The 12,704-nt window shown below is 33.0% G+C and carries 8 protein-coding genes and 1 pseudogene; all 9 read left to right on the top strand.

Going from position 1 to position 12,704, the window contains the following annotated elements:
- A partial coding sequence (locus tag HNQ37_RS05625; RefSeq protein ID WP_183540167.1) for an NUDIX hydrolase occupies window positions 1–1,527 on the top strand: 1,527 nt, incomplete at its 5' end.
- Window positions 1,481–4,405: a non-ribosomal peptide synthetase gene (locus tag HNQ37_RS05620; protein ID WP_183540165.1), complete on the top strand. Its 2,925-nt coding sequence runs from the start codon at window positions 1,481–1,483 to the stop codon at window positions 4,403–4,405. The genes HNQ37_RS05625 and HNQ37_RS05620, both read left to right, overlap by 47 nt.
- A gap of 16 nt (window positions 4,406–4,421) precedes the next feature.
- Window positions 4,422–5,138 carry a Rossmann-fold NAD(P)-binding domain-containing protein gene (locus HNQ37_RS05615; protein ID WP_183540164.1) on the top strand — a complete coding sequence of 239 codons (717 nt, stop codon included), beginning with the start codon at window positions 4,422–4,424 and terminating at the stop codon, window positions 5,136–5,138.
- Window positions 5,139–5,204: 66 nt separating this feature from the next.
- Window positions 5,205–5,813 carry a histidine phosphatase family protein gene (locus HNQ37_RS05610; RefSeq protein WP_343066572.1) on the top strand — a complete coding sequence of 203 codons (609 nt, stop codon included), beginning with the start codon at window positions 5,205–5,207 and terminating at the stop codon, window positions 5,811–5,813.
- A gap of 26 nt (window positions 5,814–5,839) precedes the next feature.
- Window positions 5,840–7,045, top strand: coding sequence for an MFS transporter (locus HNQ37_RS05605; protein ID WP_183540160.1), 1,206 nt, complete (start codon window positions 5,840–5,842; stop codon window positions 7,043–7,045).
- Window positions 7,046–7,178: 133 nt separating this feature from the next.
- On the top strand, window positions 7,179–7,415 hold the full coding sequence (locus HNQ37_RS05600) for a hypothetical protein (RefSeq protein WP_183540158.1): 237 nt from the start codon (window positions 7,179–7,181) through the stop codon (window positions 7,413–7,415).
- Between the two features lie 108 nt (window positions 7,416–7,523).
- Window positions 7,524–8,449, top strand: a pseudogene (locus tag HNQ37_RS08705) (IS30 family transposase).
- Window positions 8,450–9,361: 912 nt separating this feature from the next.
- Window positions 9,362–10,063: an acetolactate decarboxylase gene (budA, locus tag HNQ37_RS05590; protein WP_183540157.1), complete on the top strand. Its 702-nt coding sequence runs from the start codon at window positions 9,362–9,364 to the stop codon at window positions 10,061–10,063.
- A 106-nt stretch (window positions 10,064–10,169) separates the two neighbouring features.
- On the top strand, window positions 10,170–12,533 hold the full coding sequence (gene pflB, locus HNQ37_RS05585) for a formate C-acetyltransferase (protein WP_183540155.1): 2,364 nt from the start codon (window positions 10,170–10,172) through the stop codon (window positions 12,531–12,533).
- The last annotated feature ends 171 nt before the right edge of the window (window positions 12,534–12,704 follow it).

Here is a 12,704-nt window from a genome sequence, read left to right as displayed (position 1 = left end):
AACTCAATTTTAAAGGTTCTTTTTCTTTTTGTCCTTTTTCTGAAATCAAAAAGCGATCGCTCTTTTGAGCTACCGCCAATTATTTTACACTTATTAGAAGAGGATTATTTGAGTCTAGTCAAAAAATATCAAAATAGCTCAACCAAAATGTTTGAAATTCAGACACAAAGGAGAAGTCATAAGGGTTATCAGTACGTTTATAATTATGTAAATGATATTGTCCGTAAATTTCATGTTCCCATTACTAAAATAAAAATTAATCATTGTGATGGAAATTGGAATATGCCTAATGAAGTGATTTACAGAGAAAATCATCCGTATAAGTATGGGTATGGCAAGTTAATGCACAGTGGTTATCATTTTTTGGATTTGTTAACTTATTTTTTAGAAATAAATAAAGAAAATGGTTTTGGCTATGATAAAAAAGAAATTATGATATCAGATTACCGACCTGATGACTTTTTTACATATTTTGGAAAAGAATTTAATGAAAAGCTGGGTTTTAAAGAGAACGATGAAATTTATAACAATATTGATTTGTTTAAGAATTTTGGTGAATTGGACATAAGTAGCTTGGTTACTTTCAAAGATAAATCTGATAAAATCATAACTACAGCGATCCTAGATTTATCTCAAAGTGGCTTTTCTAGGCGGTCTTGGTTTGAATTACCAAAAGATACTTACAAAGGAAACGGTCGTGTACGACATGAAAGCTTTGAAATTACAGTAGGTCCCTTATTAAATATAAAAATACTTAGTTTTCAATCTACTGAAATAAGTAAGAATCCAAAATTTGGGGAGGACGCTGGAGATTTAGAGCATTTTGAAATCCAGATTTATAATAATTCTGATATTACTAAAAATAAGCCATATGAAAAGTTATATTTAAGTGAATTGGAAGATACAGGAACGCATAACGTCCAATATATTGGACAAAATGAGCAAGCCAGAATGACTGCTTTAGACGATTTCTTTTATACTGGTGTGTCTCATTCTAATATTTTATCTCATAAAGAGACTATATCAATTATGAAAGAAATGGAATTACTGCTTTCTAGACGTTATCATCCGAGTAATTTTAGATTTTCAGTTGAAGCGCTTATTGAATTTAATGGAAAGTATCTCCTTTGCAAACGAAGTTCAACAGCAAAAGTAGCACCAGGTATTTGGAATATTCCAGCAGGAAAGGTTCAATATATTGAAGGACTAGAAGAAGCCATTTTTAGAGAAGTAAAAGAAGAAACTAATTTAGAAATAGTTAATCCTGAGTATTTGAGTTATCATTTCATCAATAACAAAGATCAAAGAATTGTATATACTTATTACGCAAAAGTAGAAAATATTGATGATTTAATAGTTGATGATACAGAGTTTGATGATTTCTCATGGGTTGATGCTGAACAAGTAGAGAAATACGAAACGTTGGCCTACTACATAAAAAATGAAATTAAAAACATTAGTAAAAGAAAGCAGGAGATAAATGAAAATATTGGAACATCTACGTCAGAGAGTGGTGAAAAATCCTGATGAAATATGTATCGTTTCACCGGAAGTATCATTTACATTTAAACAGTTAGACCAGTATTCAGATAAAGTAGCAGAATATATTTCAGAATTATCTCAGGAAGATATTGTTCCACTATACATAAAAAATGACTTTTATGTTTTACCAATAATTATCGGGATAATGAAACTAGGGAAAGTTCCTCTTCCGCTAACAACATCACTTGTATTTGAACAATCTATTTTGAGAATTGAGGATGTAGAATATGATTTAGTTGTATTAGATGAACAAATTTCAACAGATGGAGAAATAGGGCTAAAATCAAAAATTTTGGTTCTTCCTAATGCTTTTCAAGATTATGCCATAAAGAAGCCCTTTATAGCCAAAGAATCAGAAATTGCGTATATTATCAGTACATCTGGAAGCACTGGGACTCCTAAGAAAGTGTTTCTAACACAACAAAATATTTCTTGGATATTAGAAGAGTTCTACTCTGTTGTGAATTTTAATAGTCAATCAAAATTTTTATTTACAACTCCTTATACTTTTGATGTTTCGTTAACAGAGCTATTTTCACCAATTTTTAAAGGAGGAAGGCTCTATTGCTTTTCACATAAATTAAAAAATGTAGAAAAAATGAAATCTACATTGGAATATATAGAAGCGTATGGTATTACTCATATGTCACTATCTCCGACATACGCTGAACTATTAGTGGACATCTCATCCGAAGATAAATTCAAGAGGTTAAAATATTTATGTCTTGCTGGAGAGAATTTTGGAATTGGTTTAGCTCATAAACTTTCTGGAATTTTAAAGCAAGGAACTCAGATACTTAATTTATATGGCCCGAGTGAGACAACTATTTATGCTACATATTATCAAATAACAGGGAAAGAGCTTACTGAAATTCCAATTGGTAGAGGATTTAATGGGTGTAAGATTAAAGTCCTTGATGATAATAAAAAAGGACAAGGAAAAGGGGAACTTTATATTGGTGGTAGTGGAGTAACTAAGGGATATTTGCTTCAACCAGATTTATCTAGGGAAAAATTCGTTCAGATAGATTCAGAAATATATTACAGAACGGGAGATTTTGTCCACTATGACGTAAAAGGAAATCTTGTTTTTGAAACAAGGAGGGATAATCAAGTACAAGTTAATGGTATAAGGGTTGAGCTCGGAGAAATTGAAAATTGTGTTTTAAATTTTAAAACAATAAAAAGTTGTAAGTGTGTTTATGAAGGAAAGAGAATCTATGTTTTTTATCAAATCAAAAATCCTACGGAAGGTTTAAAAGCCCAGTTAAAAGAGTCTATCCCTCAATATATTAATCCTATATTGATTGAGGTTTCAGAATTTATTGTAAATCAAAATAGGAAATTTGATGTGAAACAAATGATACAAAAATATTACCCTCACACCACTCTTTCTGAAAAAAGTTTTGTGGAAAAAGAGTTGGAATTAATTTTGAGAGAATTAGAGATTGCTTCATATGAAGAGATGGATTCATTAGATACTGTCAGATTTTTTGTGGAAGTAGAAGACAGATTCAAAATAAAAATTGATGATGATTTTATTCCAAGCCTATCAAAGTTTTATCAAGTTATTACATTGGTTGACGAAAAATTAAAGACTTTGGAAAAAAATCCCTATCTCTCTAAAGAATATTCTGATATCGATACATTTGAGAGTACTAATTTAGAGTTTATGGTTCACAATTATTTTCGACAAGAGGATCTAGAAAATAGGTTAATACCAACGCTATATATGCAGAAACACTATGATTCGAAACCAGCCTCTATTTTGTCTTTTAACGCTAATTATAGTGACTTCAGTTATGATGGGTTAAAAAAGATAGAGCATAATTTAGTATTGTTAGCCAAAAAAATTGATGTATTAAGGATGATACTCATTCAAGAGGAAAGTGGTCTGTATTTTAAAAAGGTTAAAAAAGATAGATTTATTCCTGTTATTTACGCAACAAATTCGATTATAAATGAGAAAACAATTAAAAAGATACTTTATGGCAGAAGAAATGCACTTCAATTTCTTGTAATTGCGTGCCCATTTCAAAAAAAGATAACTGCATACTTCTCGCATTATATAATTGATAAGAGTAGTTTATTTAAATTGTCTAAAATATTTACTAGTTTTTTAGATAATAATAATATCAAGCTATTATCAGAACCATATGAAAGATTTATTCACCTTATAAAGGCAGAAAATGAGAAAATTTCAATTGATGAGCTTATGAAACTAATTCCAGAAACTACTTGTTCTTTACCATCTTTAAGAGAGATAGAAGATGATAGGGTTCTTGTAATGGAATCTGAATTGGTTTCAAAAAAAGTGGTAGATGTTATTAATGAAGCAATATACAAATTTGCACAATATATTTTTAGTATTGATGGCTCTTTGCAGAAATTGACAGGGTCAATGATAACTAATATAAGAGAATTTTATGAGTTTGATGGGGCGGATTTAATAGGCGACATGCACTCTACTATCCCATTTCAGATTAATTTAAATCAATCATTTTTGGATTTTGATTATAGTGTAGATAAAACGATAAAAAAATATCAGGAGGGATTGAATATTCGTGATAAAATTTTTGAAGGTTATCCCGAGTTTTATGGAAAATATGGTGAAGCAAAGAACAAATGGGACGCTTTAGGCATTTCTGTAAATTATATTGGAGAGATAAAAAGTGTAAATGACACTATACGAGAACTTAGAGAGGCAAACTTTAATAAGAAATATATTATAGTGTTTACTCATAAATCAAAATTATATCAAATAATGTTTAATAACAGACTTATCCCATATAATTTTGATTTAGTTTTTCAGGAAAAAACAGAGGGAATTATCGTAAGAGATTATTTTGAGAATTTAATATAAGAAGGAAAGACTTTTTATGAGTATAGTGACAATTGTCGGTTTAGGGGATGTGGCAGAAAAAACCATACTGTTGTTAGCGGACAAGGAGCAGATTGTTTTTAATATAATAACTAGTAAAGAGGATATCTCTGAATTGATAGAAATGTTTTATATTCGAAAACATGATATTAACAGACTTCAGGTTAATAATTGGGAATTAATTAATCAATCTTTTATTATATTCATTACCTCCGCCCATCCCGATAGTCATAATTTTAATATTAGAAGCGAAATGTTCAACATTAACTATCCAATTGTGAAAAAATCATTAGATAATATTTTGCTATATGTTTCTGAAACTTACGATGGACGAATTATTTTAGTCACTAATCCTACGGAGAAAATATTGGATGAATTCTACTCCGAAACTGGTAGATACAAGAATCTATATGGTATAGGGACCATGTTGGATACTTATAGATATAATTTATTATTTAATGCAAACGAGGTGGTTTTAGGAATACATGGAGAAATACTGTATAAGAAAAAAGATAAAGAATTTTTATCGTCATTAGAAATGAGTATAATTAATGCTCATGTCTCAAAAATTTGTGAATTTTCAAAGAAGGCAACGTTAGGGTGTGCATCAGTAATGGCGAGTATCGTTGAAAAAGTTTCAAACGAAGGATACTTGGAGGAAGATTTACTTCTGTCGACATTTAATGATAGGCTTTTAAAATGGGAATCTGATTAAGCTAAGAGGTTGCCTTACCTGAGTTATGAGTTAGTTTTAGAGGAGGTTAAGGGAATATTAGATTGAATGTATATAAGGAAGGGGCACGCTGATTTAGTTGTACTTATGAATATATTTATTTGTCGACATGGAGAAACAAATTGGAGTTCAATAAAACGTCTTCAAGGAAAAACAGAGAATTCCTTGAATAGTATGGGAATAACAACAAGTAATAACTTGGCCGTTTTTTTCAAATATAAAAATTTAACAAAAGCTTCAATCGTTTCCAGTCCATTAAAGAGGGCAGCGCAGACAGCTGAAATTATTGCTAGAAAGCTAAAAACTAGTGTTGTTTACGATTCGAGATTAAGTGAACGAGATTTTGGAGAACTAACGGGTTTCTTATTTGAAGAGGTAAGAGATAAAGTTTTGAGTCAAAGGATTTGTGGATTTGAAAATGATAATCAATTACGAGATAGAATAAAAAATTTTTGGAATGATTTAGTTCAAGATTCAAGCTTAGAAAATAAAACAATTGTAATAGTGACACACTCACTTGTTATTAATATGTTACTATCTTTGATTAATTATAAATATGATTTAGATGATTCAAAAATGAATCATAAAAGAGTTTATAATGTTAGGACAGCAAAAGGAACGGTGGTTAGCGTAAATAGTGTGTTACTGGATGAATAAGATAGAAAAAGCGTACAGTTATATAAATGAAAAGAATAGAAAAAAGAAACTCAATATTTTTAGTTTCAAGTAGTACTATTTCAAAAATCGGAGATATATTATTTGATTACGCGAATAACACTTTTCTTGCAGGATTAAATCTCAATTCATTAGCATTGGTTGGAATTTATCAAACACTTGAAAACTTAATGGGAATTATTTTCAATTTGTTTGGAGGCGTTATTGCAGACCGATTTCAGAGAAAAAGAATTATTATTTTGACGGATTTTCTGAGTGGATTGGCATGCATCATTCTTTCCATTATAAATGTGGAAGCTTGGCTTATTTATGCAATCATTATTGCGAATGTTTTCTTAGCCTTTTTATCTTCATTTGCAGGTCCAGCCTACAAAGCCTTTACTAAGGAAATCGTGGAAAAAGATACGATCACTCAAATCAATTCCTATCTCCAAACTTCAAGCACTATTGTAAAGATTGTGGTGCCAGTAGTAGCTGTTGGAATCTACCGGTTGATTGGCATTCATGGTGCCTTAATATTGGATGGAGTATCTTTCATTATCTCCAGCTTAATTATTTTTCTGGTTTCTCCTATCGTTGAAGAAATTAGGAAAAAAGAAAAGTTTTCTTTGCGTGTGATTTTTCAAGATCTCGGTAACGGATTTCAGTATATGTTTAGACAAAAGAAAATTTTTATTTTGATTGTACTTTCAGCGTTAGTAAATTTCTTTCTCGCAGCCTATAATTTATTGCTTCCATTTGGTAATCAAATGTTCCCACGGGTAACAGGAGGAGTTTATGGCACTTTCTTAGCTGCAGAAGCGATTGGAGGACTTATAGGGGCGTTCTTGAGTGGAAAAATTAACAAAAAATTATCTATAAATAAGTTGATGATATTTTTGGGACTTTCAGGTTTATTACTTGCTTTTGCTCCACTTCTTTATCAAGTTTCTTGCAATCTAATTATTTTAGCACTATCTCCTGTTCTCTTTAATTTGTTTCTCACAATCTTTAATATACAGTTTTTCTCTTTTGTTCAAAGAGATGTTGACAATGAATTTCTAGGGCGAATTTTTGGTATTATTTTTACGGTAGCAATTCTTTTCATGCCCATTGGAACAATGGCTTTTACGTATATCTTAAAGTCAAATTTTGAGTATAATTTTCTCATTATTGGCTTAGGGGTAACGACAATATCGTTTGTTTTTGATCTTTTATTTCGTATGCAAAAATAAAACTAAATGTAGAATGAGGAGTATGAAAAAGAAACGCGTACTTTAAATAAAAATTAAAGGACAAAAAGTGGCATTGGATAGTTGAAAGCAAATTGAGAAAATAAAAGGTTCTTAGTCACAAATTACACTTAGCATGGAAAAAACTCTCAAAATAGATATAAATAAGAAGAAGTTCATAAAAAAAACACAATCGTTTACAAAATATATCAGCCAACAATTTTACAATGAACTATTCAAGGCATCCCAAGATGATGTTGACTCTCGGAAAGACTTTGAGCGCACACTTTATGATATGGAAGTAAAATCAGTCCGCATCAATGAAGAAGTAGGAATGAGCATCTGCTTTGATATCATTGTAGAGGCAACATAATTAAAAAATGGCAAATTGTAAAATTAGTTTAGCCACCTGAAGCAAGAAAAAAACACCTGAATTTCTTATACTTGAATTTGCAAGAAGACAAGTAGAAAAGGAATTCAGATGCACGGTTATTTTAACACAAAAGGCAAGGAACTTACTTATACAGAACGTCAGTTGATTGAACGTTGGCACAACAAGGAGAAGCTAAGTAATCGTCAGATCGCTCAGCGCTTAAATAAAGCCCCTCAGACAATTCATCATGAACTCAAGCGGGGACAGGTTCAACTGAAGACCAAGACAAAATACTCTGCGTCTCACGCACAAGACTGCTACAGAGACAATATGAGTCACTGTGGTCGTCCTTCGAAGCTCACGTCGGCCCTCAACGACAGGTGTCAGAGATAAGAAATCATTAGAAGTGATTCTCCAAGAACTGACAGGTGTTTGCCTTCGAACACTCTATCACTGGGTAGACAAAGGCTGGCTGGATGTGAAAACCCATCACTTGCTTTATCCTCATTATAAGAAGGCTAAGAAGCTTCGAAAAATACACCCCAAGCGTCCGTATGGCTTGTCCATTGACCAACGGTCCAGAGGAAATTAACCAACGTGAAGCATTTGGCCATTGGGAAATCGATACGGTGCTGTTGACCAAAGAAAAAAATGACTGCCTTTTGACGCTCACAGAGCGCCAAACACGCTTTGAAATCATTCGTCTGATTCCTGACAAGACTTCAGCGTCAGTCAATAGGGCTCTTTTAACACTCCAAGAGGAGGTTCAGTTCAAATCCCTTACTTCAGATAATGGTCGCGAATTTGCCCGCCTTCATGAAGTAGTGCCTTGTCCTGTGTACTATTGCCATGCTTATGCGAGCTTTGAGCGTGGAAGCAATGAGAATCATAACCGCATGATCAGACGTTTCTTACCCAAAGGAACAAAACAAACAACAGCTTCAGCAGTTGCTAAAATTGAGACTTGGATGAATCAATATCCAAGAAAAATGTTCAAGTATCAGACACCACTTCAGATGTATCGGGGTGGCTAAATTAAATTTGCAATTTGCCGTCAAAGAAAAAAGAAAATAAATATTTTTAATTTCTATCTCAATTTGGTAGGATTCGGTTGTAGTCATAAGATTGAGCCGAATCTTTTTAATTAGAGTAAGAGAATTTTTGAGGCATTTTAATATGATAAATGATGATAATATGAATAGGGTTATAGAGCGGTATTTTCAAAAAGCTGAAAATAATTTAGTATCAGTAATTGATTCTTGCTTGCTATGTTATTATTCTGAATTTTTGAAGGCTAAGGATAAAATTAAGAGTATATATTATTACGAAAAAGGCTATTCAACCTATTATTGCTATCTACGATATCAAGAGCCGTTAAATTGTCCATTGGGGATTGGTATGGCAATACGGGATTGTTATACCTTTCATTGGTATTTCCGCCCTCTTTTGAACTAAATAAATATGTTGATAATTTGGAGAACTTTGTTTTGGAAAAAACGCAATGGTTACATGAATACATAGAAAGTTACTGCGATAGCTATAGAAAAAAATGATCATATTTTTATTTCTACAAACTTATTATCGGTTATGTACGAGATAAACGAACAGTAATTTTGTTTATCATATTTGTATTAGCAATTTTATGGATAATTTTTATCATACTTTTACCCTTGTTTTGATATAATTAATGTACAAGTTGGGACTGCTTTAAATGAAAATAATAAGAATATTGTGATTGGGACTATTACAAGTGGCTTGTGAATATAGATTGAGATTAAAGACACTCAGAGACTAATATTAATGCCGAATTAATTAACTAAAACATAGCCACATCTGTTATCGTTTTTCTTAATCCAGTTACTGTACTCATACTAATTAATTGTAAATAATAAATAACTATGAGAAGCCCTTGAATCAGATATCTGAACGGATCAGGAGAAAGAAAAATGGAAGAATTATATCAATTTAACACACTTGGCTCACTTATGTCAGGTCTCTACGATGGAAAAAAGACGATATCCAGCATCCTTCACTATGGTAATTTTGGTATAGGAACCTTTGATCAGGTTGAAGGTGAAATGATTATCCTGGATGGTATAGTTTATCAGGCGTTGGGGAATAATACTATCCGTGTAGCAGACCAAGATCAAACTTCACCTTATGTAGCAGTGACAAACCATAATGCAGATGTGACCTTTGAAATGACTGGGACTCACTCTATCAATGAAGTTGAGAAAAAAACTGAATCTTATTTGACAAGTCGCAATCTCTTCCATTCAATAAAAATTCAGGGTCATTTCCAATCTATGAAGGTGCGTATGGCAACTAAGACTGCATCAGGCACTAGTTTTGATGTCGTTTCGGCCAATCAGCCGGAATATATGCAAGAAAATATTTCTGGGACAATTGTTGGTTTCTTCACACCAACAATGTTTCATGGAATGTCTGTTGCAGGATTTCATCTTCATTTCTTATCAGAAGATAAAAAATTTGGAGGACACATTTTGGATTTCACGTCAGAAGACTTGACGGTTGAAATTGGTCAAATTTCAAAAATTCAACAAGATTTTCCAGTTAATTATGAAAATTTTCTGAAACAAGAAATAGATTTTCAGAGAGTTTCAGGAATAATAAACATTGCCGAATGAAAACGTTTTCCATTTCTTTGATCATCTTTACACAGTCTTTGTGAAGTGCTACAATTATCTTGTAAAAATAAATTGACTATGTAAGTCAAAAGGAGACCCAAACATCATGAAAGTCGAAGTAACTAACGACGTTTTCGAACAAGCCTGGGACGGTTTCACAGGCACTGATTGGCGCGATAAAGCGAGTGTAACCCGTTTCGTCCAAGACAATTACACACCATATGATGGCGATGAGAGCTTTTTAGCAGGTGCTACAGCTCGTACACTTAAAGTTAAAAAAATTATTGAAGATACTAAAGCTCATTATGAAGAAGTTGGTTTCCCGTTTGATACTGAAGTAGTAAGTTCTATTGACAAAATTCCTGCTGGATATATAGATGCAAATGATAAAAACCTTGAGTTGATCTATGGTATGCAAAACAAGGAACTTTACCGCTTGAATTTCATGCCTAAAGGCGGACTTCGTGTTGCAGAAAAGATTTTGACTGAGCATGGACTTGCTGTTGATCCTCAACTTCATGATGTTTTGTCACAAACTATGACTTCTGTAAATGACGGTATTTTCCGTGCTTACACTTCAAACATCCGTAAGGCTCGTCATGCTCACACTGTAACTGGTTTGCCTGATGCTTACTCACGTGGTCGAATCGTTGGTGTTTATGCGCGTTTAGCACTTTATGGTGCAGATTACCTCATGAAAGAAAAATCTCGCGAGTGGGATGCAATTACTGAAATCAACGATGAAAATATCCGTCTAAAAGAAGAAATCAACATGCAATATATTGCATTGGATCAAGTTGCTAAGTTTGCAGACACTTATGGACTCAACGTACGCCGTCCAGCAATGAATGTAAAAGAAGCAATCCAATGGGTAAATATTGCTTACATGGCTGTCTGCCGTGTGATTAATGGCGCTGCTACTTCACTTGGACGTGTGCCAATTGTACTAGACATCTTTGCTGAACGTGACCTTGCTCGTGGTACTTTTACAGAAGAAGAAATTCAAGAATTCGTAGATGACTTTGTGTTGAAACTTCGTACTGTTAAATTTGCTCGTGCTGGAGCCTATGATGAACTTTATTCTGGTGATCCAATTTTCATTACAACATCTATGGCTGGTATGGGTAATGATGGTCGTCATCGTGTAACTAAGATGGACTTCCGTTTCTTAAACACACTTGATACAATCGGTAATGCACCAGAGCCAAACTTAACTGTTCTTTGGTCTTCTAAATTGCCTTATACCTTCAAACATTATGCTATGAGTATGAGTCACAAGCATTCTTCTATCCAATATGAGGGTGTTGATACAATGGCAAAAGAAGGTTATGGCGAAATGTCATGTATCTCTTGCTGTGTGTCTCCACTTGATCCAGAATCAGAAGTAGCTCGTCATAACATCCAATACTTTGGTGCACGTGTTAACGTTTTGAAGGCTATGTTGACAGGACTTAATGGTGGTTACGATGATGTTCATAAAGATTACAAAGTATTTGATATCGCTCCTGTAACTTCTGAATATCTTAACTATGATGAAGTCTTTGAAAATCTTGATAAATCTCTTGACTGGTTGACTGATACTTATGTTGATGCGATGAATATAATTCACTACATGACTGATAAGTACAACTATGAAGCTGTTCAAATGGCTTTTCTTCCTACACGAGTCGGTATTAATATGGGCTTTGGTATTTGTGGATTTGCAAATACTGTCGACTCATTATCAGCTATCAAATATGCTAAGGTAAAGACTCTTCGTGATGAGAATGGCTATATCTATGACTACGAAGTTGAAGGTGACTATCCTCGATACGGTGAAGATGATGACCGTGCAGATGATATTGCTAAGATGGTTATGAAGATGTACCATGAAAAACTTGCAAGCCACAAGCTTTATAAGAATGCAGAAGCAACAGTATCACTTTTGACTATTACTTCAAACGTAGCTTACTCTAAGCAAACAGGTAACTCACCAGTTCATAAGGGTGTCTTCTTGAATGAGGATGGCACTGTTAACAAGTCAAGACTTGAGTTTTTCTCGCCAGGTGCTAACCCATCAAATAAGGCTAAAGGTGGATGGTTGCAAAACCTTCGTTCATTGGCTAAATTGGAATTCAAAGATGCTAATGATGGAATCTCTTTGACTACTCAAGTTTCACCACGTGCCCTTGGTAAGACAACTGAGGAACAAGTGTCTAACTTAGTAGCAATCCTTGATGGTTACTTCACACCAGGTGCTTTGATCCAAGGTACAGAATATGCAGGTCAACATGTAAACTTGAACGTTATGGATCTCAAAGATGTCTATGACAAGATCATGCGTGGTGAAGATGTTATTGTTCGTATCTCTGGTTACTGTGTTAATACTAAATACCTTACATCAGAACAAAAACAAGAATTGACTGAACGTGTTTTCCACGAAGTATTGTCTACTGATGAAAATGAAGTAATTCATACTTCTAATATCTAATTTAAATAGTTTCTTTCTTCCCTAATAAAAATAGTAGTGGAAGATAATAAAATTCCTATCAAGCATAAGCTGATAGGAATTTTTATTATCTTCCTAAGTAACATCCTTATGAAAAGTATTATCAAGGAATTTAAGTAAAGATAGTTATTAACTTTAATTGATATTGCATTA

Origin of the sequence: Lactovum miscens (genome assembly GCF_014202895.1) — a bacterium.
Lineage (GTDB): Bacteria > Bacillota > Bacilli > Lactobacillales > Streptococcaceae > Lactovum > Lactovum miscens.
This window is presented reverse-complemented; position numbering and strand designations above follow the sequence as displayed.

What these genes read in the sequence shown, in the direction of transcription:
- HNQ37_RS05620 (WP_183540165.1), top strand. Translation starts at nt 1,481, where the DNA reads ATGAAAATATTGGAACATCTACGTCAGAGAGTGGTGAAAAATCCTGAT.
- HNQ37_RS05615 (WP_183540164.1), top strand. Translation starts at nt 4,422, where the DNA reads ATGAGTATAGTGACAATTGTCGGTTTAGGGGATGTGGCAGAAAAAACC.
- HNQ37_RS05610 (WP_343066572.1), top strand. Translation starts at nt 5,205, where the DNA reads ATGTATATAAGGAAGGGGCACGCTGATTTAGTTGTACTTATGAATATA.
- HNQ37_RS05605 (WP_183540160.1), top strand. Translation starts at nt 5,840, where the DNA reads ATGAAAAGAATAGAAAAAAGAAACTCAATATTTTTAGTTTCAAGTAGT.
- HNQ37_RS05600 (WP_183540158.1), top strand. Translation starts at nt 7,179, where the DNA reads ATGGAAAAAACTCTCAAAATAGATATAAATAAGAAGAAGTTCATAAAA.
- budA (WP_183540157.1), top strand. Translation starts at nt 9,362, where the DNA reads ATGGAAGAATTATATCAATTTAACACACTTGGCTCACTTATGTCAGGT.
- pflB (WP_183540155.1), top strand. Translation starts at nt 10,170, where the DNA reads ATGAAAGTCGAAGTAACTAACGACGTTTTCGAACAAGCCTGGGACGGT.